This window comes from Stenotrophomonas sp. STEN056, assembly GCF_056759635.1.
Window position 1 is genome coordinate 1 of record NZ_JBRRDL010000046.1, and the last position, 24,971, is coordinate 24,971.

The 24,971-nt window shown below is 65.8% G+C and carries 21 protein-coding genes; 8 read left to right on the forward strand and 13 right to left on the reverse strand.

Features of this window, described 5'->3' with window-relative positions; genetic code table 11:
• Positions 1-185 precede the first annotated feature (185 nt).
• Positions 186-818 (reverse strand): Rossmann-fold NAD(P)-binding domain-containing protein, encoded by a 633-nt coding sequence (locus ACVOLO_RS16930; RefSeq protein ID WP_481571488.1) that lies wholly within the window; start codon positions 816-818, stop codon positions 186-188.
• A 119-nt stretch (positions 819-937) separates the two neighbouring features.
• Between ACVOLO_RS16930 and ACVOLO_RS16935 the strand changes: the two genes are divergently transcribed.
• Positions 938-2,473: a GGDEF domain-containing protein gene (locus tag ACVOLO_RS16935; protein ID WP_481571489.1), complete on the forward strand. Its 1,536-nt coding sequence runs from the start codon at positions 938-940 to the stop codon at positions 2,471-2,473.
• A 143-nt stretch (positions 2,474-2,616) separates the two neighbouring features.
• On the opposite strand, the gene ACVOLO_RS16940 is transcribed toward ACVOLO_RS16935, so the two are convergent.
• A complete protein-coding gene (locus ACVOLO_RS16940; protein ID WP_481571490.1) occupies positions 2,617-3,525 on the reverse strand; it encodes a DUF808 domain-containing protein in 909 nt (302 codons plus the stop codon).
• A 179-nt stretch (positions 3,526-3,704) separates the two neighbouring features.
• Here ACVOLO_RS16940 and ACVOLO_RS16945 point away from each other — a divergent pair, with 179 nt between their 5' ends.
• Complete coding sequence (locus tag ACVOLO_RS16945; RefSeq protein ID WP_481571505.1) at positions 3,705-5,357, forward strand: ABC1 kinase family protein; 1,653 nt, start codon at positions 3,705-3,707, stop codon at positions 5,355-5,357.
• Positions 5,358-5,577: 220 nt separating this feature from the next.
• Positions 5,578-7,680 (forward strand): phosphoglycerol transferase I, encoded by a 2,103-nt coding sequence (locus ACVOLO_RS16950; RefSeq protein WP_481571491.1) that lies wholly within the window; start codon positions 5,578-5,580, stop codon positions 7,678-7,680.
• 174 nt (positions 7,681-7,854) lie between these two features.
• On the opposite strand, the gene ACVOLO_RS16955 is transcribed toward ACVOLO_RS16950, so the two are convergent.
• Together ACVOLO_RS16955 and ACVOLO_RS16960 are read right to left on the reverse strand one after the other, a co-directional pair.
• Complete coding sequence (locus tag ACVOLO_RS16955; RefSeq protein WP_481571506.1) at positions 7,855-10,224, reverse strand: DUF3772 domain-containing protein; 2,370 nt, start codon at positions 10,222-10,224, stop codon at positions 7,855-7,857.
• A gap of 163 nt (positions 10,225-10,387) precedes the next feature.
• Complete coding sequence (locus tag ACVOLO_RS16960; protein WP_481571492.1) at positions 10,388-10,636, reverse strand: hypothetical protein; 249 nt, start codon at positions 10,634-10,636, stop codon at positions 10,388-10,390.
• A gap of 275 nt (positions 10,637-10,911) precedes the next feature.
• Between ACVOLO_RS16960 and ACVOLO_RS16965 the strand changes: the two genes are divergently transcribed.
• On the forward strand, positions 10,912-11,349 hold the full coding sequence (locus tag ACVOLO_RS16965) for a hypothetical protein (RefSeq protein ID WP_481571493.1): 438 nt from the start codon (positions 10,912-10,914) through the stop codon (positions 11,347-11,349).
• Between the two features lie 71 nt (positions 11,350-11,420).
• Here the strand turns inward: ACVOLO_RS16965 and ACVOLO_RS16970 are convergent, their stop codons facing one another.
• On the reverse strand, positions 11,421-11,744 hold the full coding sequence (locus tag ACVOLO_RS16970; RefSeq protein WP_481571494.1) for a DUF6122 family protein: 324 nt from the start codon (positions 11,742-11,744) through the stop codon (positions 11,421-11,423).
• Positions 11,741-11,878, reverse strand: coding sequence for a hypothetical protein (locus tag ACVOLO_RS16975; protein WP_481571495.1), 138 nt, complete (start codon positions 11,876-11,878; stop codon positions 11,741-11,743). Before ACVOLO_RS16975 ends, ACVOLO_RS16970 begins: the two co-directional genes overlap by 4 nt.
• Before the next feature lie 135 nt (positions 11,879-12,013).
• On the opposite strand from ACVOLO_RS16975, the gene ACVOLO_RS16980 reads away from it, so the two are divergent.
• The gene (locus ACVOLO_RS16980) at positions 12,014-12,481 is read left to right on the forward strand and encodes a YehS family protein (RefSeq protein WP_481571496.1); all 468 of its coding nucleotides are present in this window, start codon (positions 12,014-12,016) and stop codon (positions 12,479-12,481) included.
• Positions 12,482-12,611: 130 nt separating this feature from the next.
• On the opposite strand, the gene ACVOLO_RS16985 is transcribed toward ACVOLO_RS16980, so the two are convergent.
• The 4 genes from ACVOLO_RS16985 to ACVOLO_RS17000 all read right to left on the reverse strand — a co-directional run bounded on the left by ACVOLO_RS16985 (position 12,612) and on the right by ACVOLO_RS17000 (position 17,062).
• Positions 12,612-13,070 (reverse strand): hypothetical protein, encoded by a 459-nt coding sequence (locus ACVOLO_RS16985; protein WP_481571497.1) that lies wholly within the window; start codon positions 13,068-13,070, stop codon positions 12,612-12,614.
• Positions 13,071-13,347: 277 nt separating this feature from the next.
• Positions 13,348-13,923 carry an OmpO family porin gene (locus ACVOLO_RS16990; RefSeq protein ID WP_431596840.1) on the reverse strand — a complete coding sequence of 192 codons (576 nt, stop codon included), beginning with the start codon at positions 13,921-13,923 and terminating at the stop codon, positions 13,348-13,350.
• A 206-nt stretch (positions 13,924-14,129) separates the two neighbouring features.
• Positions 14,130-14,612 (reverse strand): Cu(I)-responsive transcriptional regulator, encoded by a 483-nt coding sequence (gene cueR / locus ACVOLO_RS16995; RefSeq protein ID WP_481571498.1) that lies wholly within the window; start codon positions 14,610-14,612, stop codon positions 14,130-14,132.
• Complete coding sequence (locus ACVOLO_RS17000; RefSeq protein ID WP_481571499.1) at positions 14,609-17,062, reverse strand: heavy metal translocating P-type ATPase; 2,454 nt, start codon at positions 17,060-17,062, stop codon at positions 14,609-14,611. Before ACVOLO_RS17000 ends, cueR begins: the two co-directional genes overlap by 4 nt.
• A 249-nt stretch (positions 17,063-17,311) precedes the next feature.
• Between ACVOLO_RS17000 and ACVOLO_RS17005 the strand changes: the two genes are divergently transcribed.
• Entirely contained in the window at positions 17,312-17,509 is a 198-nt protein-coding gene (locus ACVOLO_RS17005; RefSeq protein WP_481571500.1) for a heavy-metal-associated domain-containing protein, read from the forward strand.
• Positions 17,510-17,701: 192 nt separating this feature from the next.
• Positions 17,702-18,775, forward strand: a complete 1,074-nt coding sequence (locus tag ACVOLO_RS17010; protein WP_481571501.1) for an alpha/beta fold hydrolase — start codon at positions 17,702-17,704, stop codon at positions 18,773-18,775.
• A gap of 193 nt (positions 18,776-18,968) precedes the next feature.
• On the opposite strand, the gene rarD is transcribed toward ACVOLO_RS17010, so the two are convergent.
• Both rarD and yedA read right to left on the reverse strand, forming a co-directional pair.
• A complete protein-coding gene (gene rarD, locus ACVOLO_RS17015) occupies positions 18,969-19,874 on the reverse strand; it encodes an EamA family transporter RarD (RefSeq protein ID WP_481571502.1) in 906 nt (301 codons plus the stop codon).
• Entirely contained in the window at positions 19,871-20,770 is a 900-nt protein-coding gene (gene yedA, locus ACVOLO_RS17020; RefSeq protein ID WP_481571503.1) for a drug/metabolite exporter YedA, read from the reverse strand. Before yedA ends, rarD begins: the two co-directional genes overlap by 4 nt.
• A 482-nt stretch (positions 20,771-21,252) precedes the next feature.
• On the opposite strand from yedA, the gene ACVOLO_RS17025 reads away from it, so the two are divergent.
• Positions 21,253-22,587 (forward strand): MFS transporter, encoded by a 1,335-nt coding sequence (locus ACVOLO_RS17025; RefSeq protein ID WP_481571504.1) that lies wholly within the window; start codon positions 21,253-21,255, stop codon positions 22,585-22,587.
• 428 nt (positions 22,588-23,015) lie between these two features.
• Here the strand turns inward: ACVOLO_RS17025 and ACVOLO_RS17030 are convergent, their stop codons facing one another.
• Entirely contained in the window at positions 23,016-24,668 is a 1,653-nt protein-coding gene (locus ACVOLO_RS17030) for a M28 family metallopeptidase (RefSeq protein ID WP_481571507.1), read from the reverse strand.
• Positions 24,669-24,971 lie beyond the last annotated feature (303 nt).

The window sequence follows — 24,971 nt, forward strand, 5'->3', positions numbered from 1 at the left end:
CGGGGGTGCGGGCTGGGGCTGGCGGGCATTCCCCCCCCCCCCAAAAACAACAACCCCCCGTTCGCGCCGGCGGGCGCCGCGAAGCTGGCGATGCGTCCCGTCACGTGGGAAATCGCAATCCAGCATCACCGGGTTACAGGCAACACACCACCGGACAACGCATGGGTTCGCGGCCAAGGCCGCTCCTACACCAGCTGCGCCGAGCCAATCACCTGCACGCCGGGTTGTGGGTTCAAGGCCGCCTCGACCAATGCATCGGCGATGCGCGTGGCCGGGTTGATCCGCCATGCGCGCGGCAGCACCGGCGCCAGAGTGCCGAGCACGCGGCTGGCCAACTGTTCCCCCGGCCGCGACTCGGCGCGTTCGCCGCCGATCAAACCAGGCCGCACCAGCGCCAGTGATGCAAACCCCAGCCCGCGCAGGTCACGCTCAAGTTCGCCCTTCACCTGGTTGTAGAAGAACCAGGAGCGCGCATTGGCACCCATCGCCGAATTCAGCGCAAACACATTGCAGCCCTGGGCTTTCACGGCGCGGGCAATGGCCAGTGGGTAGCCATGGTCAACCTGCCGGAAGGCCTCACGCGAACCGGCCTGCTTCAGCGTGGTGCCCAGCGCGCAGATGGCGGCATCCACCTGCCAGCCTTGCGTGCCCGCCGGCAGCTGTGAGAAATCCAGCACCGGGTTTGACAGCTTGGCATCGCCCGCCACCAGCGCGCGCCGGCTCGGCGCGATGACATGGCTGCAGCGTGGATCAGCCAGCAGTTGCCGCAGCACCTGTGACCCAACCAGCCCGGTGGCTCCGGCCAGCAATACCCGCATGCGTCCTCCTGTGATCCGTTGCCGTTCAAGCCGGCCCCCACCTTGCCGATAATGGGGCCGTGATACCAGCCCCGGGACGCGCAGCCGCGCGCCCGCTCCCCCGCCCGGATCCTTGCGCAATGGCCGACAGCACCGACTCTTCCTCCCCCGGCAACGCAGGCCTTGGACGCATCCTGTCCCGCCGCGCGGCTGCATCGACGGTGGCCGAGGTTGCGGTGCCCGCGGGCAATGGCGGCATGGCAATGCTGCAGCGCCTGTTCGTCGGCAACAACGCACCGGAGCCCCTGTTGCTCGCCTTCGCCCAGGGCATGTGCACCCTGCCCGGCGAACTGGGCGACATGGGCCAGCGCCTGCACAGCGCGCATGCCGACCAGGACTGGGAGCGCTACGGCCGCCTGCTGCGGCAGTTGATCGACAAATACATCCGCACCATCGAACTGGAGCAGCCCAGCACCGGCAACAGCGAGGCCGAACGCCTGCGCGACATGCTCGGGCATACGCTGGACGCGGTGCTGGCCAGCCTGATGCAGCACTCGCCGGAGCTGGAACAGCAGGCACAACGCATGGGCCAGGAGCTGCGTGGCTGGCGCAGCGGGCAACCATTGGAGCCGGTGGCGCAGCACCTGCGCGAGCTCTGCCACCAGGTGGGCGTGCGCAGCGATGGCATGCAGGAGCAGCACGACCTGCTGCTGAGCCTGTTCGACATGCTGCTGGACAACATCACCGAACTGCTCGACGGCGAGAGCTGGCTGCAGGGGCAGATACGCAATGTGCGGCAACTGCTGGCCGGCACGCTGGACACCGGCTCGCTGGAGCAAACCCGCAACGAGCTACGTGAGGTGATCTACCGGCAAGGGCTGTTGCGCCAGGGCATCACCGATTCCAAGCAGGCGATGAAGGAGCTGATGGTCAGCTTCCTCGACCAGGTCGATGGCATGGCCACCGAAACCGGCGAATACCACGACCGCATCGCCAGCTACGCCATCGCGGTGCGCCAGGCCCGCAGCATTGCCGACCTCAACCAGTTGCTGCAGGACGTATTGCAGGACACCGCACGGGTACAGGCGCAGGCCGCGCGCGCGCGCGACCACCTGGCCAATGCCCGCGCCGAGGCCAAGGCCGCCGAACAGCGCGTGCAACAACTCGAACGTGAACTTGAGGATGCCGGCAGCCAACTGCGTACCGACGCATTGACCGGCGCCCTGAACCGACGTGGCCTGGAAGAGCTGCTGGCCGAGGAACTACGCAAGGGCCACGGACCGCTGAGCGTAGCCATGCTGGACCTGGACCACTTCAGCCAGACCAACGCCGCCTTCGGCCATGCCGGTGGGGACCAGGCACTGCGCCATCTCGTCGCGGTGATCCAACAGCGTCTGCGCGGCCGTGAACACATCGCACGTCTGGGCGGTGATGAATTCGTCGTGGTGATGCCGGGCATGGGCGCGTCCGTCGCGCTGGAATCGGTACAGCAACTGCAGCTGGCGTTGGCGCAACGGCCATTTCTGTCCGGCGACGAACGGGTGCAGGTGCGCTTCAGTGGCGGCGTGGCCCAGGCCCGCGCAGACGAGCCCATTGACAGCCTGCTGCATCGGGCCGACCAGGCGCTGTATGCGGCCAAGCGCGTCGGCCGCAACCGGGTGTTGCCGGCTGATTGAACTTGCCCTGGCCATCAGGATGAAATCTCCTGCACGGCAATTTCCTGTAGCTGGAATGCCTGCGCCGCGGAGTCGCGGACTGGGACGCCATCCCAGCCCACGAAGAACCCAAGTGCAGGCACCCGCCGATGACACGCCTGTGATCAATGCGCCGGCTTGCTGCCGCGCATCCGCTGGAACAACGTCACCGCTGCCAGTACCACCGCGCCGATGAGGATGCCCACCACCACGCTGCCCAGCGCATTGGCCAGCCAATCCAGGTTGGCCGGGGCCAGGCCGACCACGAAGTGGTGCAGCGCCGGTATGGCGTGTACCAGGATGCCGCCGCCCACCAGGAACATCGCGGCGGTGCCGGCGATGGACAGGCCACGCATCAGCCATGGCGTGGCGTACAGCAGGCCGCGCCCCACCGCGGCCAGCGCGCGGCCCTTGTCCAGCAGCCACGCGCCCACGTCATCAAGCTTCACGATGCCGGCCACCAGGCCGTAGACGAACACCGTCATGCCCAGTGCGATTGCGATCAGCGTCGCTACCTGCTGGCCGAACGGTGCGCTGGAGATCACCCCCAGCGACAGCACGATGATCTCCGCCGACAGGATGAAATCGGTGCGCACCGCGCCCTTGATCTTGTCCTTTTCCCAGGCGACAACGTCAACGGTATCGTCGGCCAGGGCCTTCAGCCGTTCGGCCTTGTGGACCTGGTCCTCTTCCTTGGAATGCAGGAACTTGTGCGCCAGTTTCTCCACGCCCTCGTAGCAGAGGAAGGCACCGCCGATCATCATCAGCGGCGTGATCGCCCACGGCAGCCAGGCACTGATGGCCAACGCCGCCGGCACCAGGATGGCCTTGTTGACCAGCGATCCCTTGGCCACCGCCCACACCACCGGCAGCTCGCGGTTGGCGCTGACGCCGGTCACCTGCTGCGCATTGAGCGCCAGGTCATCGCCCAGTACACCGGCGGTTTTCTTGGCCGCCACCTTGGTCAGCACGGCGACGTCATCAAGCAGTGCGGCAATATCGTCAAGCAGGGCAAACAGGCTGGCTCCAGCCATGGGGACACCTTGAAGTGGGCGGACCCGGCGATTTTCACCCATTCACGCGCCGCTGCGGGTGACTGCGCTGCATTCACCCGCCCCCAACCTGGCAACGGCCACACTGCAGGCCTTGTTCTGCGGGAGGTATCGGTTTGAACGAACCCACCAGCAACGATGTACCGACCACCGTCGGGGGCATGAGCCGCCGGCAACAGATCGTGCGGATGCTGCTGCGCTACCGGAACTCGGGCGTGTTCTCGGGCATCTCGCTTGATGGTGAACTGCCGCGGCTGGGGCGCCAGCCACCCGCCGGCAGCCCGACCCAGTTCGTCACCGACCTGGAGGCGCTGGGCACCACCTTCGTCAAGCTCGGCCAGGTGCTGTCCACCCGCCCGGACATGATCCCGCCGGAGTATGTGACGGCGCTGGAGCGCATGCAGGAAAAGGTCGCGCCAATCCCGGTCGAACAGATCCGCGCCATCATCGAAGAAGACCTCGGCGCGTCCATCAACAAACTGTTTGCCTGGTTCGACCCGGTACCTCTGGGCTGCGCCTCCATCGCCCAGGTCCATCGCGCCGAACTGCGCGATGGCCGCGAAGTGGCCATCAAGGTGCAGAAGCCGGACGTGGCCACGCAGCTGCGTTCGGACCTCGGCGTGCTGCGCAGCTTCGCCACCGCTGCCGACCACCTCACCCGCGTCGGGCGCAAGGTGCGCTTCTCCGATTGGCTGGACGAGTTCGCCAAGACCCTGCGCATGGAGCTGGACTACGAAGCCGAAGCCGCCAGCCTGGCGCGTTTTGGCGAACACCTGGCCCCCTACCCCGAGCTGTGGGTGCCGCAGCCGATGTGGGATCTGTGCAGCCGCCGCGTGCTGACCATGGAGCTGGTGCCCGGTGTGCGCGTGGACGCCATTCCGCCGATACGCCGCACCGAGCAGTCGATGCAGCCGCTGGCGGCGGCATTGGTGCGCGGCTATCTCGACCAGATCTTCGTGCATGGGGAGATACATGCCGATCCGCACCCGGGCAACCTGCGGGTGACGCCCGAGGGGCAACTGGCCATCTTCGACCTGGGCATGGTGGCGCATGTGCCGCCGCGCCTGCGTGAGCGGCTGCTCAAGCTGTTGTTCGCGGCCGTCGATGGCCGGGGCGAGGAAGTGGCCGATGAAATCATCGCCATCAGCACCCGCCTGGAGGACTACGACGAAGAACGCCACCTGCGCGAAACCGGGCAGATGATCGCCCGCTACGCCGCCAACGGCACGATCTCCGAAGGCCGGGTGGTGCTGGAGATCGTGCGCATCGCCACCAGCAGCAACCTGCGTACACCGCCGGAACTGAGCCTGCTGGGCAAGGCCCTGCTCAGTCTTGAAAGCGTGTGCCATGTACTGGCGCCGGAGCTCAATACCCGCAAGGTGGTGGAGAAGCAGTTGCAGCATGTGATGCGCGCGCGCCTGCGCAAATCCCTATCACGCGCCAACCTGGCCAGTGAAGCGATGGAAGTGCAGCAGCTGCTGCGTGAAGGCCCGCGACGCATGTCCGACATCCTCAGCCTGGTCGCCGAAAACCGGCTGCAGATGAAAGTCACCGGGCTGGAGGAGTCGCGGCTGATGGAGAACATCCAGAAAGTCGCCAACCGTATTGCCGCTGGCCTGATTACCGCCGCGCTGCTGTTGTCCTCGGCCTTGCTGATGCAGGTGCCTACCCGCTTCACCCTGTTCGGCTATCCCGCCTTTGCCATCGCGCTGTTTCTGCTGGGCGTGGTCATCGGCATGGGTTTGATCCTCAGCGCATTGCTGTTTGATCACCGCACGCGCTCGCGGCTGCGCGAAGAACGCGGGCATCGTTGAAGCATCCAGCCATGAACGGGCATGCAGCGATGTAACCGTTATCGCGGAAACATCCTGCATTCATCACTTTTTCTCACACAAAATCGCAGTCACAACAAACATTTCAGTCAGGTTCGTGCAGGCAACATCCGGTCCTCCTTCGTCATACACCTGACACGGTGTTGTGGTGGAGGCGGTGGCCACGGCCACCCACTTACGTCTTCGCTACCCAAGTGGCCGCATGCATTGGATCATCTGGTTCTACCTGGCTGTTCTGGTTTTTTTGCTGTTGCTTTCGCCCACGCTGGCAAAGCTCAAGGCAGGCTTGTTGTCACTGCTGCTGCTTGCACTGAGCAGTTGGTGGCTGATTGACCGCCTCAGCGGTGACGGCATCAACTCCGCCACGCTCTACCACCTGCGCAGTGACATGGAAGGTGCCGGCGTCGGTGATTTCGGTGCCTACATCATCGGTTTCCTGGCCCTGGTACTGGCCTCGCTCACGCCCTTGCTGCTGCTGCGCGTACGCCGCCTGCGCCTGGCCCGCCACGGTGTGCCGATCTTCGGCGGCTTTGCCGCACTGCTCATTGCAACCGTTGTCGCCAGCCCGCTGTATCGCGATGCCAAGCGCATCCATCTGCAGATGCAGCCGGTGGACTACAGCGCCGTGGCGCCGGAATACACCATCCCCGGCAAGCCGCTGGCCAAGCGCCCCAACATCGTCTGGATCTACGGCGAGAGCCTGGAGCGCACCTATCTGGACGAAGAGGTCTTCCCGGCCCTGATGCCCAACATCCGCCGCCTGGCCGGCGAGGCGCTGGATTTCCGTGACATCGCCTCGGCCGATGGCAGCGGCTGGACCATCGCCGGGCTGGTGTCGTCCATGTGCGGCGTGCCGTTGACCACCGCGCAGGGCGATGAAAACAGCATGGGCCGGATGGGCAGCTTTCTTCCCGAGGCGTTCTGCCTGGGCGATTACCTGAAGCAGCAGGGCTACAGCAATCACTACATGGGTGGCGCCAATGGCCAGTTCGCGGCCAAGGCCGACTTCCTGTCCACGCATGGTTTTGATGATGTACGCGACCTTGCCTGGTTCCAGCAGCAGGACATCGCGCGCAAGCATTTTTCCAACTGGGGCCTGCACGACGACGTGCTGCTGGACCAGGCGTTCGAGCGCTTCCTGGAGCTGTCGCGTGCCGGCCAACCGTTCATGCTCACCGCCTTGACGATGGACACCCATCACCCCGCCGGTCACCTGCCGGTGGCCTGCAAGGGCATGCGCTACCGCAGCGAGCACGGCAACGTCGGCCTGCTGCGTGCACTCAAGTGCAGCGACCGTTTGATCTCGCAGCTGGTGGACCGCATCCGCGCCAGTGAGTTCGGCCAGGACACGCTGGTGGTGCTGGCATCCGACCACCTGGCCATGCCCAACGACCTGAGCCATGTGCTGGAGAACATGCGCCGCGAGAACCTGCTGCTGTTCCTCGGCAACGACATCGCGCCGCGCCAGGTTGCCACCCGCACCGGCACCACGCTGGATTCCGGTGCCACGGCCTTGCAGCTGATTGATCCGGCCATCGACGCGATTGGCTTTGGCCGCTCATTGCTGGCATCCCCGCGCGCGCCCAGTGCCAGTGTCGCGGCAATGAAAAGTGACGGCACCGACTACGCACGCTATCGCGCGTTCTCACGCTCGCTGTGGCTGGGTGAACAAACCCGCATGCTGCGGCTGGACCAGGAACAGGTGCTGGTCGGCGTGCAGAAAGTGCAGCCGCCGGTGCTGCTCGAATACGACCAGGATTGGCAGCTGAAGTCGATGTATCTGGAAAACACCTCGCGCAAGTTCGACGAGGCCGATCCCCGGCACCGGCTGGCTTATGTGGACCGTTGCACGGCCTTTGAGGATGGCTCGGCCGATGGCCAATGGTGCGCGTTGCTGGTGGACAGCGACCAGGGCATGCGCCTGTTCCGTGATGACCAGCTGCGCCGTGGCGTGGCCGTTGATGCGCCCTTGCAGGCATTTACCGGGCCGCGCCCGAGCGTGCGCCAGTCACGCATGATCAGCCGCCAGCCGCGTCATACCGGCCCCGGCCGCTACATGCTGGAACTGTATGCCGCACAGCGGCCGCAGCGAGCCTTCTGGGTGGAAGCGGTGTCATCCAGCCGCAAGGTGGTCGTTGCCCAGCAATGGGTGCAGGCCGATAGCGACGGGCGCATTTCAATGCCGGTCGGGCTGGACCACGAAATCGATGATCTGGAAATCCGCGCCTGGCTCAGCCACGCGGAGCAGCTGGCCATTGATGACTACGCCCTGGTTCCGGCAGCGCCGGAGCATCCGCGCTCCTGAGGCCCTGTGGTACTGCGCTGCGTAGATGCGCGCTTGCCCTCCCCTTCGCGGCGCGAAAGGGAGGGAGCAGAAGCGGCCCTCGCTGCGAACCGACAAACCCTGCAGAACCGCTTCTCCCTTCGGCATGGCGAAGGCAAGCCTTGCCTCCCGCACCCACTGCGGCTCCACTTCAGCCTACGGCGCGGTGGGTGATTCCTGCGGATCACGCACCAGATGGATATCGGTCGGCGTCACCAATGCGATGTCGTTTGCAGCGGTTTGCTGCAGCAACTCGAACAGCAACTCGCTGCGTGTTCCATACACATTGCGGGAGGACGGCACGTAGGCAAAGCTGTTGATCGCCACCTGGCCACCGCTGATCGAATCAATGAACACCGACGGCGCGGGTTCGTCCAGCACGGTGGTATTGCTCTGGTAGATATCCAGCAGCAACTGCCGCAGCTTGCCCACGTCGGTACTCAACGGCACCGAAAACTGGATCTGCACGCGGCCCAGCGCATTGGCCATGGTCATGTTGCGGATGGTCTTGGTGATCAGTTCCGAATTCGGCACGATCAACGTGGAACGATCGCCCACCTGGATTTCGGTTGAACGCACCGAGATGCGGCGGATGTCGCCTTCCTGGTCGCCGATCTTCACCCAGTCGCCGATCTTCACCGGCCGCTCGGCCAACAGGATCAAACCGGACACGAAGTTCTGGGTGATGGCCTGCAGGCCGAAGCCGATACCCACCGACAATGCACTGGCCAGCAATGCCAGTTTTTCAAAACCAATCCCCAGCGTGGCCAGCGCCCACAACACCGCCAGCACGATGCCCAGATAGTGCGCAACCGTGCTGATCGAATTGCGTGCGCCGGTATCCAGCCCGGTCTTGGGCAGGTAGGTGTCCACCAGCCAGCGCTGCACCACACGCATCAGCGCCAGGCCGCAGACCAGCACCACGATGGCCCAGAACACCGACGAAGGCCGCAGCAGTTGCCCGCCGATCTTCACCCCGCCGGCCAGTGCTTCCAGGCCGCCATACAGAATGCTGACGTTGCCGTAGGGCGCGACCACCGCCGTGACGCCCAGCACCACCAGCGCTATCCGCAGCGTCGCCGACAACAGCACCGCGCCCTGCTCCAGCCGCGCACCTGGCAGGCCGGTGGACAAACGCAGCATGCGCCCGAAGGTGCTGTCCGGCGCAAGCAGCCACAGTGCGAAATCATCGGCAAACTTCATCAACAGCGAGGTCGCCAGCACCACCACCGTTACCCAGACCATCTGCTGGGCGGCAAACATGGCGAAGTTGAGGTAGCCCAGCAGCGTGGCCACAAGGGCGGCGAACACGGCCAGGTGGCCGCCCAACCGGGCCAGCACCAGCCAGCCGCTGCGCGGCGCCCTGGCCGGTCGCGCGTGTCCCTCGCCCTCCTGCTGCTCCGCGGCCGCCGCTGCCGCTGCACGGCGCCGGTGCAGCGCCGCCAGTGTCACCAGCATGCCCATGATCAGCGCCACGTAGGTGAGCGCGATCAGGCCATCAAGGGTGATCGTGCTCACCTGCGAGGTGCGCGCGGCCCGGTTGATGTCACGCAGCAACATCGACAACCAGGTCAGCCAGGCTGCCCCCCAGGCAAAGCGGCGCAGGCGCGTGGCGGCCAGGTCATCAATGTCGAACAGGCGCCAGGAAGGCCGCGACGGCACCAGCAGGCAGGCAGCCAGCGCCGCGATGAAGGCGCCAACAAAGGTGGCCGCCACGAAGAGATCGGCCACCGCTTCCAGCCGCGGCGCAATCGCCGAGATCGAGCGCAGGCTGCCCACCAGCACCAGTGCCGCCAGCCCCGGCAGCACCGTGCCGACCAGCAACAGCCATACCGCCAGGCCGGTGCGACGCAGGCGGCCAGCCGGCGCACGTTCGGAGGCGGCGTAACGACGCCCCACGTGGCGCAGCCAGATACGCAGCGGAAACACGATCAGCAGCGCCAGCACCATGCCCACGACCGGCGCCATCCAGCCGTGCCTGGCGGTGGCTTCCAGCAGGCCGCTGCTGGCCTGCCGATAGAGCCCACCGACACGCCCCAGATCATCCGGCAAGTGCGCGGCAAACTGCCGCCACAGCGCCGGTGACAACGGCGAGCCGACCTTGCGCCCAAGTTGTTCGCCGAACTGCTGCGCGCGCGCCTTCTCGATGGTTTCACTCAGCTGCCTGGCGTCCTCGGCCAGCAGCTTGCCGCGGGCGATGTCACTGTTGAGCTGGCTGCGTTGCTGGTCCAGCACCTTGCGCTGGCGGGCGATGTCATTGTCCTCCCCGCCCTCGGGCACCGGCCCCAGTTGTTCGATGCGCGCATCAAGCTGCGCCAGCAGCGGCTGCAGCACCTGCACGCCGGCTTCTGCCTCACGCTGTGCCTCGCTGGCACGCTCGCCCAGGGTTTTCAGCGTTTCCGGTGCATCGGCATCCCCGATGGCCCGCTTGACCGCACTGAAACTTCGCGAGGCCGCTTCGATGCGTGCCTGGGGTGTCTGGGCATTGGCGCCGCCGACATCCTGCGCGGCCCACGCCGTGGCCATGGGCAGGCCGGCAGCCGACAGGACAATGGCAAGCAACACCCCACGCAGCAGCAAGGACAAGCAGGATTTAAGCAAGGCAACGCACCGGATCACGCGGACTACCGCGCCTGCGGTGGACTATAGATCAGGCCACGTCCAGATCATGCGAACCCGTACACAGCCCTCAATATTCCAGGCCCAGCTCGATGATGTGCGGCCGGTTGAGTTCATGGATTTCCAGGAACTCCTCCTCGGTCAGCTCGAACGGCGCGTACACCGCCACCGGGTCCCATGCCATCTCGCTGGAACGCGGTTGATGCGGGCCCATGCGCAGCGAATAACGGCGTCCTTCGTACTCCACCAGGGCCGGCAACTGCTCCCAGCGTTCACGCGCGTAACGGTTCTGGCCCTTGAGCAGGATCACGGCAAACATGGGCGGCTCCCCATCCGACGGATGGAACCAGGCAGGTGATCGAAGCCTAGCTGCGCCCAGCGTAAGCCCAGGTCAAACCGCTGCCAGGCGGCTATTGGAGGCGAACGGGTGGATTCGCACACCGGCAGACCAACAACCCGAGGCCAATGCACCATCGACGGCCTGCTCCAGCAGCGGGCCATGGCCTTCCGGCGACAGCCAACATTCAAGACATTTCTGATAGCTTGCAGACAGCCCTGCCAACCCGTTGCAAGGCATGCTCTGGAGTCGCCGCCGTGATCCGAACCCCGCTGATCCTCGCACTGGTGTTGGCCCCGGTCGCCACAATGGCGCAGGCCAGCAATGCCACCCCGGGCTCGCTGGACCTGAGCGTGCCGCAGGCGCCGCTGCGCTACCTCGGCGATCCGTCCTACCAGTCCGATGCACCGGGCACCTATTACGGCGACCACAGCGGCCGGCGCCTGCCCCCGAAGAACTCGCCCTCAGACGTGGTCGTTGACGACAAACTGCAGGTGCACGGCGCCGTCAGCACCGGCATCGGCTATTCCAAGGCTTACGGCAACAGCCACTGGAGCGCGGTAGACCTGAACCTGGGCAAGAACTACACCACCGACGAGGGCAACACCCGCCGCGTGGACGTCAACATCCACGTCAGCAAGGGCGATGGCATGACGCCGTATGGCTTCGGCCCCGGCCCGTGGCATGGCTGGTAATCCCGGCCAATCACGCATGGCGCAGCAGCGCGGCACCGCGCTGATACGAATCACCAATCCCCAAGCCCGGGTTACGAACTGAAGCGCATCCACACGCAGTCAATGGCGTCCAGTGCGATGTGCAGCAACAGGCCGATACCGAACAGGCGCGTGCGCCTGGGTACCGTCAATCCCGCATACAGCACGATGGCCGGCGCGGAATGCAGCGGGTGGAAACCGACGCTGCATCGGCCCGGTGCATAGATCGGGTCGGCCAGCAGGTGGTCGATGTCGATCACCCAGCCCAGCAGCAGCAACATCCAGGCCTTGCCGAACTGCGGCCGCCAGAACAGCCATGCCAGCAGCGCGGGAATGGCCACATGCAGACACAGGTGGATGATCGCGCGCAGGCTCATGCGCGCTTGCCCTGCAGCGAGGCCGTGCCGGTGACGAAGCGGTACTTCGCGTCCGGGCACGACGCGCGGCGCTCGATGCCCAGGGGCTGCAGCGAAGTGCCGGCAGCGAGCGCGGCATAGGCAAGGGGGCGCATGGCGCGTGCTCCTGGTGAACGTATTGCAGCTGAATGCGCTTCAGCCAAGCCGGGCAATTGTAGACGGCCGCAGCCGGGGGCAGCGTTACACTATGCGGCCGCCGGACCGTCCCGCGCGGTTGTTCCGGAGTGGCAATGATCAACAACGACGTACTGCGCAGTATCCGCTACATGCTCGATCTCAGCGACAGCATGGTGGTGGACACCATCCACCTGGCCGATGCCGCGTTCGCCGTGGACGCCGCACAGGTGCACGATTTCCTGCGCAAGGACGACGAGCCGTTGTTCGAGAACTGCCCGGACGCGGTGCTGTCGCGCTTCCTGGATGGGCTGATCTATCACTACCGTGGCCGCGATGAATCGCAGCCGCAGCGTCCGCCGGAAAAACGCATCACCAACAACATCGTGCTGAAGAAGCTGCGCGTGGCCTTCGAGTTGAAGGACGTGGACATGCATGCGGTGTTCGAGGCAGCGGGCTTCCCGATGTCCAAGCCGGAGCTGTCGGCGCTGTTCCGCCAGCCGGACCACAAGAATTACCGCGAATGCGGCGACCAGGCCCTGCGCAACTTCCTGAAAGGCCTGACCCAGCGCGTGCGCCCGTAAAGCGCAGCGCCACAGTGGCCTGGTAGGAGCGACTTCAGTCGCGAAACGATGGTTGTCTGGGCGCTGCGTGCTTCGCGACTGAAGTCGCTCCTACCGCCCTCCTGCCGCCTGCCTGCAGCTTCTTTGGCGTTCAACGCACGCGGTACACGCGGGCCTTGGGCAGGTCTTCGTCGACCTGCAGGAACCAGCGCCCGGCGATGCCCGGCACTACTTCGATCTCCGGCGACTGCAAGGTCTGGCGCAGCCGCATCTGGCCTTTGAGCACCTTCCACTGCTGGCCGTTCTCCAGCACGAACACCGTGCCCGGCTCCCAGCCGGCCACCGCGCCCTGCACCTTGCTGTGCGCGGGGCCTTCTTCCAGCCCGATGTACTGCACCGGCGCAGCCCCGGGGCCTTGCTCCGGCGCCGGGGCCGCTGCCTGCGCCTGGCTGAGCATGCGATTGAGCAGTTGCAGCTGCTGTGCGCTCAGGCCGACCTGCTGCAGCTGTTCGGCACTCAGGCGCTGCTCGATGGGTTGGTAGTCGCGCTGCGCCCAGGCCAAAGGCGTGGTCAGCAGAAGCGAGGCGGCGAGCAACAGGCGGGACGTCATGGCAGCGATTCCTTCCGGCGGATGCCGGTCGCTGCGCACGATGCTGCAGTTTGGTTACGAATGGATGACAGCCGGCTTTGGAGCAAGCGCTGCCCTCACCCCAACCCCTCTCCCGCTTGCGGGAGAGGGGCTAGTGCCGCTCGCGCTCGCAGTGCATTGAGCCCCTCTCCCTTGAACGGGAGAGGGGTTGCGGTGAGGGCAGCCTTTCAGACAACCCCAAAACGCAGAAAGGCCCGGCATTGCCGGGCCTTTCCTTGCTGCTCAACGCCGGGGCGTCTTACCAGCTGAAGCGCGGACCCACGGTCCACTGCTTGTCACCGTTGTTGAACATCTTGATGTCGCCATTGATGCCCCAGTTCTGGTTCAACTTCACCTGGCCACCGAGACGGCCGTAGAAGTCACCTTCCGGGCTGATGCCGTGCTTCTTGCTGAAGTCTTCGTAGCCGGCCATGGCATACACCTCGGCGTGCTTGCCGAATGCAGTGCGGATACCGGCTTCAGCGCTGTAGCCGTTGAAATCCAGGCCCTGGGCGAACTTCTCGTCGTACTTTTCGTAGGCCACGCGGGCAACGAAGTCGGTGGTCGGGGCGATTTCCTTGTTGAAACCGGCACCAACGCGCCACTGCTCGATATCAAGGTTGGTGTGCTCGACTTCCTGGCGGGTGTATTCACCGAAGGCGTGGAAGTTCGGCAGGAACGCGTAAGAACCCTTCACGCCCCAACCTTCAGCATCGCCGCCCGCCTGGGTCTTGGCGTAGTCGGCTTCAGCGTAGTTGTAGGACAGGCCTTCAGCCGCCGAAGCGGTGAACGGGAGGGCGGCAACCAGTGCCAGGGCAATCAACGAATTCTTCATGGGGGTACACCTCTGGATTACGTCTTGATGGCACGGCAGCAAATTCACTGCCTGCGTCCGGATGTAATTTTTCCGTTATGCACCCCAACCCATCCTGAAACCCGCCAGCCCCTGAAACCGTTTTTTTCCGCTTGTATTCAGGTGTTTTCTGGCACGCGCGACGTTCATGTACGTCGCGCGTTGTTCATACAAGCCGTGTGCCTGCATCAATGCCGCGGCTTGGGCTTGCCACCTGTGCCGAACTGGGTCGGCATCGGTTCGGCCAGCAACGGCACGCCGGTTTCGATGTCGCGCAGGATCGGGCAATCCGGGCGGTCGTCACCGGCGCAGCACTCGGCCAGTGCATGCACGGTGCGCACCATGTCCTGCAGTTCGGCGATGCGCTGTTGCAGCACCTGCACATGCTCCAGTGCCATGCGCTTGACGTCGCCGCTGTGCCGCGAGCGGTCCTGCCAGAGCTGCAGCAGCTCGCCGATACGCTCGACGCTGAAACCCATGTCACGCGAGCGCTTGATGAAGCCCAGGGTGTGGATATCGCGCGGGCTGTAGAGGCGGTAGCCGGCTTCGGTACGTGCCACCGGCCCGAACAGGCCGGTGTCTTCGTAGTAGCGGATCATCTTGGCCGACAGGCCGGTGGCCTTGGCCGCCTGGCCGATGTTCATGCCCTCGTGCATCGTCATCTCCTTCATGCCTGCACCTGCGGCGGCTGGAAGCGCTTGAGCCGCAGCGCGTTGCCCAGGACGAACACCGAGGACAGCGCCATCGCGCCGGCGGCGAACACCGGCGACAGCAGCACGCCCCAGAACGGATACAACAGGCCGGCCGCCACCGGGATCAAGGCGGTGTTGTAGGCGAACGCCCAGAACAGGTTCTGCTGGATGTTGCCCATGGTCGCCTTGCTCAGCGCGATGGCGTTGGGCACGCCCTGCAGGCTGCCGGACATCAACACCACGTCGGCCGCTTCAATGGCCACGTCGGTGCCGGTGCCAATGGCCATGCCAACGTCGGCCGCCGCCAGCGCCGGGGCGTCGTTGATGCCGTCGCCCACATAGGCCAGGCTGCCATGGGCGGCCTTGAGCCGCTGCACGGCGTCCACCTTGCCCTCGGGCAACACTTCGGCCACCACTTCGTCGATGCCCAGCTGACGGGCGATGGCTTCGGCCGTGCGGCGGTTGTCGCCGGTGATCATGGCCACCTTCAGGCCCAGCGCATGCAGGCTGGCGATGGCAGCGCGGGTGTCGTGCTTGATCGGATCGGACACGGCAATGATGGCCGCCAGCTTTCCATCCAGGGCTGCATACAGCGGCGTCTTGCCCTCCTCGCCCAACTGTTTGGCGGCATCGGCAAAACCACTCACTTCCAGGCCCAGCGTCTGCATGAAGCGGTCCGCGCCCACTTCCACACGCACGCCCTGCACCTGGGCACGCACGCCATAGCCGGTGATGGATTCAAAGGCCTCCACGGCCGGCAGCGACAGGCCTTCTTCCTGCGCGGCACTGACGATGGCGCGGGCGATGGGGTGCTCGGAGCGGTCTTCCACCGCCGCCACCTTGGCCAGCACGTCGCCGCGCTCGAAGCCGCCGGCCAATTGCAGGTCGGTCAGCAACGGGCGGCCTTCGGTCAGCGTGCCGGTCTTGTCCACCGCCACGACCTGGGCTTCCTTCAGCAACTGCAGTGCCTCGCCCTTGCGGAACAGCACGCCCAGCTCGGCGCCGCGGCCGGTGCCGACCATGATCGACGTCGGCGTGGCCAGGCCCATCGCACACGGGCAGGCAATGATCAGCACCGCCACCGCGTTGACCAGGCCGAAGGTGAGCGCCGGCTCGGGGCCGAACAGCAGCCACACCAGGAAGGTCAGCGCGGCCAGGCCCATCACCGCCGGCACGAACCACAGGGTGATGCGGTCAACCAGTGCCTGGATCGGCAGCTTGGCGCTCTGCGCCTGTTCCACCAGGCGGATGATCTGCGCCAGCACCGTGGCGCCACCCACGGCGGTAGCACGCACGCCGAGCGTGCCGGTCTGGTTGACGGTGCCGCCGACCACACTGCTGCCGGGGGTTTTCTGCACCGGCACCGGCTCGCCGCTGATCATCGATTCATCGACATAGCTGTCACCGTCGATCACCTCGCCGTCCACCGCGATGCGCTCGCCCGGGCGCACGTCGATCACGTCGCCATTGCTGATCTGCTCCAGCGGCAACTCGACCACGCTGCCATCGCGGCGCACGCGCGCGGTCTTGGCCTGCAGCTTGAGCAGGCGCTTGATGGCCTCGGAAGTGCGGCCCTTGGCCTTGGCTTCGAGCATGCGCCCGAGCAGGATCAAGGTGACGATCACCGCGGCCGCTTCGTAATACACATTGACCGTACCGGCCGGCAGCAGGCGCGGGGCAAAGGTCGCCACCAGCGAGAAACCATAGGCGGCCAGCGTGCCGACGGCCACCAGCGAGTTCATGTCCGGCGCGGCGCGCAGCAGCGCGGGAATGCCCTTCTGATAGAAGCGGCGGCCCGGGATCACCAGCACCAGCGTGGTCAGCACGAACTGCAGCAGCCAGCTGTTCTGCATGCCCAGCGTGCCGGCAATGAAGTGATGGAAGGCCGGCACCAGGTGCCCGCCCATTTCCAGCGCGAAGACCGGCAGGGTCAGCACCGCGGCCAGCAGCAGGTCGCGCTTGAGCACGCGCAGCTCGTCGGCATGGCGCTGGGCCTGCGCGTCTTCGTTGTTGACCGCGCGGTCGAGCAGCTTGGCGGTGTAGCCGGCCTTGGCGATGGCGGCCACCAGCGTGGCGGGCATCAGCGAGGCATCGCCCTGCACGGTCGCACGTTCGGTGGCCAGGTTGACGCTGGCCGACTGCACGCCGGGCAGCGCCAACAGCGCGCGCTCGACCCGGCCCACGCAGGACGCGCAGGTCATGCCTTCGATTTCCAACTCCAGCGGCGCCGATGCGGTGACTTCATAGCCCGCCTTGTGGATGGCCTGCACCAGCGCCTGCCGCGTCACGCTGCCATCGGTCTGCACGCTGGCGCGCTCGGTGGCCAGGTTCACGCTGGCCTTGCGCACGCCCGGCACCGCGGCCAGCGCCCGCTCCACCCGGCCCACGCAGGACGCGCAGGTCATGCCTTCAATCACCAGATCTTCCATTTGTTGGGCACCTGCTGCCTTGCCCATTCCGGCCGTGCTCGTCATCGGCTTGTCTCCGCTTGTCTACCGTTGCCGGCACGGTAAAGCTTCCCATGACGGGAAGGTCAAGGGGGTGCGGCCGCCGGTTCAGTACGCAGCCATCGGAACGGGAAAGTGCTGGCTCCACCGCATTGGACGCACCTCGCGCAGCGCTTGACCTTGCCATGATGGCAACCCACATCCTGTGCCTGAACCCAACGGAGACACCCCATGAAACTGCATATTGAAAGCATGACCTGCGGCGGCTGCGCACGCAGCGTGACGGCCGCGGTGAAGGAAATCGACCCGGCCGCAACCGTGGAAATCGATGTACCGAGCCGGATCGTGCAGGTGCAGACAAGCGAGCCGGCCGAGCGCATCACCCAGGCACTGGAAGCCGCTGGCTTCCCGCCGAAGCTGCAGGGCTGAGGCCAGGCCGGTTGCACGCCGCTCCACGGGGCGGCGTCAGCCGGCGCTTCACCGGAACGCTCCCCGCCGGCCTGCCCGGCACCGGGTGCAACCCAAACACCCCACAACGGTCATCTTATTGTCATCGCCACGCGGTAGATGCCGCGCCTGCCGGTGGCTACGGTAGCGGTCTTCCCAATACCGGATTCCGCCATGCTTCGTTCGCTGGCGCTGGCGGGCGTCTGCGTGATGCTGGCCGGCTTTGCCCTTTCTTCCCCCGTCCCGCCGCTGTCGCTCAGTGAGCGCCTGGCCGCCCCCGGCGGCACCTCACCGCTGGTGCCCACCGCCCGCATCGACGCCCTGCTCGCGCACCTGCCACACCAGCAGGGCAGCGTTGCCGGTGCCGATGGCGTGGCCCTGCACTGGGTATCGTTCGAGCCGGGCGACTACGGGTTGGACTATCGCTACCTGGGCAAGGGCAAGCAGTTCCCCGAGTTTTCGCTGGAGGCTTCGGCGCCAACCGCCGCCACCGCCGCACCGCGCGGCACGGTGATCCTGCTGCATGGCTGGATGATGGATGGCGGCTCGTTGCTGCCGTGGGCGCTGGAACTGGCGCAGCACGGTTACCGCACCGTCGCGCTGGACCTGCGCAACCACGGCCGCTCCGGTCAGGCGCCGTCCGGCTACGGCACGCGCGAAGGCGAGGACGTGGTCGCCGCATTGCAGGCCCTGAAGGCCGAAGGCCAGATCAGTGGCCCGGTGCATCTGCTGGGCGTGTCCTATGGCGCGGCAACGGCGATCTTCGCCGCACGCGAACTGGGTCCGCAGCTGCGCAGCGTGGTGGCGATGGAGTCCTTCGACAACGCCGGCCAGGCCATCCGCACGATGGTGCCGCACATGCTGTCCAAGCCGGCCGAGCGCTGGAGCGATTACCTCGCCCTGCCGCTGGCACGCTGGCAGTACGGCGGCAGCGGCCTGGACGAAGCCATCGCCGCCACCGACCGCAAGCTCGGCATCGACCTGGACAGCGTGGACGTGGGCCAGGCGTTGGCACAGGTGCCGGCCTGCGTGTTGCTGGTGCACGGCCGCGATGACGAACACATCCCGGTGGCCCAAGGCCGCGCACTGGCGGCAGCCGCACCGCAGGCGCGCTACCTGGAAGTGGCCGGCGAGGACCACCTGACCCTGCCGATGCGGCTGGATCGGCTCTCCGGCGTGGTCAACACATGGTTCGCCGAAACCAGCGACAACCCGCACTGCCCGGCGCTGCCTGCTGGCGTGGTGTAAGCGATTGGGCGTGCGCTGAAAGCGCTGCCCCTCCCCAGCCCTCCCCTCCGCTGCGCGCAAGGGAGGGGGTGGATTCACGCAATCTGACAGTTGGCAGCAAAAGCCGCTTTTGCCCCCTCCCTTGCGCGCAGCGGAGGGGAGGGCTGGGGAGGGGTAGCGCTCTGCATGCACATGGAACGGGACGCAGGCCGCCTCAACCCCCCATGCTTCGTGCCTTACGCGCCGACCGCACGCCCGCCAGTGCAAACACCACCAGGCCGGCCCAGATGAAGCAAAAGCCCACCAGCTGCTTCGCGTTGAACGCCTCGCGCAGGATCAACACGCCGACCACGAACTGCAGCGTCGGCGCGATGTATTGCAGCAGGCCCGTCACCGTCAGCGGTATCCGTCGCACGCCGTAAGCAAACGCGATCAACGGCACCGCACTGACCACGCCGGCAAACACCAACAGCACGTCGTTGCCCCAGCCCCAGCCGGAAATGAAACCGCCGCCGTGGCCGCTTTCCGCCCACAGCACATAGCCCAGCGCCGGTAGCACCATGAACAGGCTTTCCACACCCAGCCCGCTCACCGCGTCCACCGCCACCAGCTTGCGCAGCAGGCCATACAGGCCAAAGGTGATCGACAAGCCGATGGCGATCCACGGCGGGCGACCGCTCTGCCAGGTCAGCCAGGCCACGCCCAGCGCGGCCAGGCCCACGGCAAGCCACTGCAGCTTGCCCAGCCGCTCGCGCAACACCACCACGCCCAGCACCACGCTCAACAGCGGGTTGATGAAGTAGCCCAAGCTGGTCTCGATGACATGCCCGGCATTCACCGCCCAGATGTACAGGCTCCAGTTGGCGCTGATCAGCACACTGGTCAACCCCAGCAGCCAGAACCGGCGCGGCGTGAGCCACACCTCCTGCAGCCAACCCCAGCCGCGTGCAATGGCCAGGCCACCGACCAGCAACACCGTGCTCCAGACAATGCGGTGAGCGATGATCTGCGCGGACGGCACCTCGGCCAGCAGATGCCAGTACAGCGGAAACAGCCCCCAGATGACGAACGCCAGGGTGGAAGCCAGCAGGCCATTACGGTGTTCGTTCGCAGGATTCATGCGCGGCGTATCCGGGCAAGGGTAATGACCACGACGCCGGCCAGAATGACCACCATCGCTCCGATATCGGATGCGCTGAAACGCTCGTGCGCGATCCACGTTCCCAGCGCCACCGCGATCACCGGGTTCACATAGGCGTAGCTGCCGGCCAGCACCGGCCGCACGTTCTGCAGCAGCCATACGTAGGCGGTGAAAGCGACGATGGAGCCAAACACGGTCAGGTAGCCCACCGACAACACACCCTGCAGGCCCGGCCAGCCGTCCACGCGCTCACCGCGCAGCAGGCCCACCGCCACCAGAATCACACCGCCGCACAGCATCTGCCCGGCCGCGGTCATGAACGGGGACGGCAGATCGCGGCCGCGTGACCAGATGGAACCGGCGGCCCAGCCCAACGGGGCAATCAGCAGAAACACCAGGCCCTTCGGCGTGGCAGTCAGGCTGCTGCCGGCGTTGAGCCACAGCACGCCGATGAAACCGATGCCGATGCCCAGCCACTCACCGCGCGTCACCTTGTCGCCCCGGAACGCCGAGAACAAGGCCATCCACAGCGGCACCGAAGCCACCGCCACGGCGGCAAGGCCCGAGGACACATCGCGCTCGGCCATCACCACCATGCCGTTGCCGAAGAACAACAGACACAGCCCCATCACCGCCAGGGTTGGCCACTGCGCACGGGTGGGCGCGGCCATGCCGCGCCAGCGCAGGAAGGCATACAGCGCGCCACCGGCGAGCACGAAACGCGTGCCGGAGATCACCGACAACGGCGGCAGGCCGCTCTCCAGCGCCAGGTGGATGCCCAGATACGTGGACCCCCAGACCACATAGACCAGGAACAAGGCCAGCACGACAAGGCCGCTCTTGGGAGCAGCCGGCGAAAGTTCGGGGGAAGACATGGGGCAGATACCACCATCGGGGGAATGCGGATTCTAGGCGAGTGCGCCACGCGTTATCAGTACAGAAAACGGCATGCTGTTTTCGCTTGGCGTCCATGACGGATCAATACGGTGTGCAAGCGAACAGCCAAGCGACTGAAAGCTGCATCAGCCCCCCCGCTCCGCCTGCGACCAAGAGCCCCTCTCCCGTCCACGGGAGAGGGGTTGGGGTGAGGGCAGATCGAAACCAGCTCAGGCGAATAACCCGCAGGTACGCCCGAAGCAACCGCCAAACCTCAAGATTCTCCAGCACTCCTTCACTGAGCTTCAGCCCAAATCAGCCTCAGAAGCGCCACCCGCGCCTGACCTCAGCTCGGCTACCCCCTACGAAGTCATTACACAGCGCAGCGCCCGGCAGGAGTACGGTGACTCGCAGGGCCGGCGTCCCGATTGCTCCGGCCAGGCACGCATGTACCCGCTTACTGCCAGGAGGCTTCGTCCGCATGAGTAACGCCACCACTGCCACATCGGCACATTCCGACCGCGACGCGTTGCGCCGTTCCATCTCCAACACGCTGAAAGGGTCGGCCGGCAACCTGGTCGAGTGGTATGACGTCTACGTCTACTCGGTATTTGCGATTTATTTTGAATCTCAGTTCTTCTCGGCCGCTGACAAAAACTCCACGATGTACGTGTGGGCGATTTTCGCGGCCACCTTCCTGATGCGCCCGATCGGCGCGTGGTACTTCGGCCGCTTCGCCGACCGCTATGGGCGCCGGCTGGCGCTGACGGTATCGGTGTCGGTGATGGCCGGCTGTTCGTTCCTGATCGCGATCACGCCCACCGCATCGCAGATCGGTATCTGGGCGGCGATCATCCTGTTGATCGCGCGCCTGCTGCAGGGCTTTGCCACCGGCGGCGAATACGGCACCAGCGCCACCTACATGTCCGAGGCAGCCATTCCCGGGCGGCGCGGCTTCCTGTCGTCCTTCCATTACGTCACCCTGGTGGGCGGCCATGTGCTGGCGCAGCTGACCCTGCTGGTCATGCTCAGCGTCTGGGACAAGCCCGAAATATCAGCCTGGGGCTGGCGCATTGCCTTCGGCATCGGCGGCGTGGCCGCGCTGGTGGTGTTCTGGCTGCGCCGGAGCATGGATGAATCGCTGCAGGAATCCTCCATCGAAGCGGCCCGGGAAGGCCGCGCCAAAGCCTCCGGTTCGATGTACGAACTGTTCGTCCACCAATGGCGGCCGCTGCTGCTGTGCTTCCTGATCACCGCCGGCGGCACGGTGGCGTTCTACACCTATTCGGTCAACGGGCCGAAGATGATCCAGAGCGCCTTTGCCGGCGATGACGTGATGACCGGCACGCTGATCAACCTCGGCGTGCTGGCTTTCCTGATGGTGCTGCAGCCGATCGGCGGCTGGCTGTCGGACATCGTCGGGCGCAAGAGTCTGCTGGTGTTCTTCGGCATCGGCGGCGTGCTCTACACCGGGTACATGGTGACCGAGCTACCGCAGCAGCATGATGCGCTGGCGGCCTTCCTGATCCTGGCACTCGGTTTCGTCATCCTCACCGGCTACACCTCGATCAACGCCGTGGTGAAGGCCGAGCTGTTTCCCACCCACGTGCGTGCATTGGGCGTGGGCTTTGGCTACGCGCTGGCCAACTCACTGTTCGGTGGCACCGCGCCGCTGCTTTACCAGGGTGCGCTGAAGACGGGGCGTGTGGATGCGTTCGCAATCTACGTCACTGCGGTGATTGCGGTGTCGCTGGTGGTGTACGTGTTCTTCCTGAAGAACAAGGGCCCGAACTGGCTGGATGGCACGCGACGCTGAGGACGGGAAATGCCGGAGCCAAGTTTGCGTTTGGCTTTGACGTTTGGCTTTGACGTTTGGCTTTGACGTTTGGCTTTGGCTTTGGCTTTGGCTTTGATCTTAAGCCGTCATTCCCGCGGAGGCGGGAATCGCTCCTGCCTTTGACGTTGCCTTTGCTTTATGCCGCCATTCCCGCGCAAACGGGGTTTTCAACCGACGAATGTCGCGCCATCGCTCTATGCACTTGCCTTTGTGAACAGCAATAGCCAGAGCACAAGCAAGAGCGATTCCCGCCTACGCGGGAATGACGGCATAAAAACAAAAGCGAGAAGCAAAAGCAAAAGCAAAGAGCAAAGAGCAAAACGCCAGCAGCCTCAGTCTGCCGGCATCAGCACCGGGCAGCACCAATCAGCATCACGCACCACCACTCAACGCTCAACGCTCAACGCTCAACGCCGCGCAGCGTCACTCGCTTCGCGCGCCGCTTCAAACTCGGCGCCCTTGTCCCACGTCGGCCAGGCGCGGCTGTTGGCCAGTTCCAGGCCCAGGTCGTAGACCAGCAAAGTGTCGGCGGCCAGCCCGCGACCATCCCATTGCGGTGACCAGGCATCGCAGGCCTGGTGGTAGCACTTGGCAAAATAGGCATCACGCAGCGCGCGGCCGGCAGCCACGCCACCATCAAGCTTGTCCAGGCCAGCACCGACGGTGATCGCCGGCACGCCCTTGCGGGCGAAGGCGAAGTGATCGGCGCGGTAGAAGAAACCGGCTTCAAGGTTCGGGTCCGGCGACCAATGACGGCCACGCGCCTTGGCCACGCGGTCCACGTCGTTTTCCAGCGACACGCGGCCCTTGCCCCAGGTCGCGATGTCCGCGGTCTCACCGTCCGGGCTGAACATCTCGATGTTCAACACGGCGGCCGTGGTTTCCAGCGGCGCCAGCGGATGCGCGGCGTAATAGCTGGCGCCGAGCAGGCCCTTTTCCTCAGCGGTGAGCGCCAGGAAATACAGGCTGCGCTGCGGGCGCGGGCCAGCAGCGAACACGCGCCCCAGTTCCAGCACCGAGGCCACGCCGGTGGCGTTGTCGATGGCGCCGTGGCGCACGGTCTGGCCACTGGCATCGGGCTGACCGATACCGAACGCATCCCAGTGCGCGGAAAAAATCACCGATTCCTGCGGATGCGTCGCGCCTTCCAGCTTGGCCACCACATTGCGGCTCACCACGCGCTCACGCTTGACCCAGAATGCAGCGCTCAGTTGCGCATCGCCCAGCGCTACCGGCTGGAAGTCAGCCTGCATGGCCTTGCGCTTCTCCGCCTCGAAATCCAGCCCGGCGGCACTGAAAATGCGCTCGGCCAGGGCACGCTGCATCCAGCCACGCACCGGCGTGTGCGCGGCCAGTGCGTCTTCCTGCGTGCGCTCGATGTCGAACAACGGCGAGGTGCCAGAAGCCTTCACCGTTGCCCATGGATAAGCAGCCGGTGCGGTCTCGTGCACGATCAGCACGCCCTCGGCGCCGCGTCGCGCGGCCTCCTCGAACTTGTAGGTCCAGCGGCCGTAGTAGGTCACCGCCTTGCCGTCGAACGCGCCCGTGGCATCGGCTTCAAAGTCGGCGTCGTTGATCAGCACCACGGCAATCTTGCCGGCCAGATCCACGCCCTTGTAGTCATCCCAATGCCGCTCCGGCGCGGAGATGCCGTAGCCGATGAACACCAGCGGCACATCCTGCTGGTCGACCACGCCCAGTGGGCTCAGGCTCTGCAGGGTGATGTCCTCGCCGTTGACCAGCGGCTGCGAGCTGCCGCCCAGCGACAGGCTGGCCTTCACCTCGCCTTCCACCGTGGCGCGCACCAACGGCACTTCCTGCACCCAGCTGCCGTCCTCGCCACCGGGCTGCAACCCGGCCTTGCGGAACTCCTCGACCAGGTAATCCACCGTGCGCTGTTCGCCCTTGCTCGCCGGCGCGCGGCCCTCGAATTCATCCGAGGCCAGAATGCGCACATGACGCGACAACGCTTCCGGGTCGATGCCACCGCCGGGCAGGTCGTTGGCTGCATTGGCAAGGCCACCGACAAACAGGCAGGAGGAAAGCAGCAGGATGCGCATCGGGTTCACGGCAATTACCAGGACAAGCGGGCAGAGCTGCAGATTCTACGGAGGAAACAGGAGAAAGGGCGGAACGCGCTTGGAACAAGCTCGTCATCGGCGGCGATGCCCTTCCCGCATTCAACGTCGGCGGGTGAGGCAAGCCCAGCGGCATCATTTCTCCGTGCACCGAATGCTGCGATCTGAAGCATGCATCAACAGCACCCCTCCCCCCGGGCCCCCCCCCGCGCGGCGGGGGGGGGGGGGGGGGGGGGCGGGGGGGGGGGGGGGGGGGGGGGGGGGGGGGGGGGCAGGCCCCCCCCC

What these genes read in the sequence shown, in the direction of transcription:
- ACVOLO_RS16930 (WP_481571488.1), bottom strand. Translation starts at nt 818, where the DNA reads ATGCGGGTATTGCTGGCCGGAGCCACCGGGCTGGTTGGGTCACAGGTG.
- ACVOLO_RS16935 (WP_481571489.1), top strand. Translation starts at nt 938, where the DNA reads ATGGCCGACAGCACCGACTCTTCCTCCCCCGGCAACGCAGGCCTTGGA.
- ACVOLO_RS16940 (WP_481571490.1), bottom strand. Translation starts at nt 3,525, where the DNA reads ATGGCTGGAGCCAGCCTGTTTGCCCTGCTTGACGATATTGCCGCACTG.
- ACVOLO_RS16945 (WP_481571505.1), top strand. Translation starts at nt 3,705, where the DNA reads ATGAGCCGCCGGCAACAGATCGTGCGGATGCTGCTGCGCTACCGGAAC.
- ACVOLO_RS16950 (WP_481571491.1), top strand. Translation starts at nt 5,578, where the DNA reads ATGCATTGGATCATCTGGTTCTACCTGGCTGTTCTGGTTTTTTTGCTG.
- ACVOLO_RS16955 (WP_481571506.1), bottom strand. Translation starts at nt 10,224, where the DNA reads ATGGCCACGGCGTGGGCCGCGCAGGATGTCGGCGGCGCCAATGCCCAG.
- ACVOLO_RS16960 (WP_481571492.1), bottom strand. Translation starts at nt 10,636, where the DNA reads ATGTTTGCCGTGATCCTGCTCAAGGGCCAGAACCGTTACGCGCGTGAA.
- ACVOLO_RS16970 (WP_481571494.1), bottom strand. Translation starts at nt 11,744, where the DNA reads ATGAGCCTGCGCGCGATCATCCACCTGTGTCTGCATGTGGCCATTCCC.
- ACVOLO_RS16975 (WP_481571495.1), bottom strand. Translation starts at nt 11,878, where the DNA reads ATGCGCCCCCTTGCCTATGCCGCGCTCGCTGCCGGCACTTCGCTGCAG.
- ACVOLO_RS16980 (WP_481571496.1), top strand. Translation starts at nt 12,014, where the DNA reads ATGATCAACAACGACGTACTGCGCAGTATCCGCTACATGCTCGATCTC.
- ACVOLO_RS16985 (WP_481571497.1), bottom strand. Translation starts at nt 13,070, where the DNA reads ATGACGTCCCGCCTGTTGCTCGCCGCCTCGCTTCTGCTGACCACGCCT.
- ACVOLO_RS16990 (WP_431596840.1), bottom strand. Translation starts at nt 13,923, where the DNA reads ATGAAGAATTCGTTGATTGCCCTGGCACTGGTTGCCGCCCTCCCGTTC.
- cueR (WP_481571498.1), bottom strand. Translation starts at nt 14,612, where the DNA reads ATGAAGGAGATGACGATGCACGAGGGCATGAACATCGGCCAGGCGGCC.
- ACVOLO_RS17000 (WP_481571499.1), bottom strand. Translation starts at nt 17,062, where the DNA reads ATGGAAGATCTGGTGATTGAAGGCATGACCTGCGCGTCCTGCGTGGGC.
- ACVOLO_RS17005 (WP_481571500.1), top strand. Translation starts at nt 17,312, where the DNA reads ATGAAACTGCATATTGAAAGCATGACCTGCGGCGGCTGCGCACGCAGC.
- ACVOLO_RS17010 (WP_481571501.1), top strand. Translation starts at nt 17,702, where the DNA reads ATGCTTCGTTCGCTGGCGCTGGCGGGCGTCTGCGTGATGCTGGCCGGC.
- rarD (WP_481571502.1), bottom strand. Translation starts at nt 19,874, where the DNA reads ATGAATCCTGCGAACGAACACCGTAATGGCCTGCTGGCTTCCACCCTG.
- yedA (WP_481571503.1), bottom strand. Translation starts at nt 20,770, where the DNA reads ATGTCTTCCCCCGAACTTTCGCCGGCTGCTCCCAAGAGCGGCCTTGTC.
- ACVOLO_RS17025 (WP_481571504.1), top strand. Translation starts at nt 21,253, where the DNA reads ATGAGTAACGCCACCACTGCCACATCGGCACATTCCGACCGCGACGCG.
- ACVOLO_RS17030 (WP_481571507.1), bottom strand. Translation starts at nt 24,668, where the DNA reads ATGCGCATCCTGCTGCTTTCCTCCTGCCTGTTTGTCGGTGGCCTTGCC.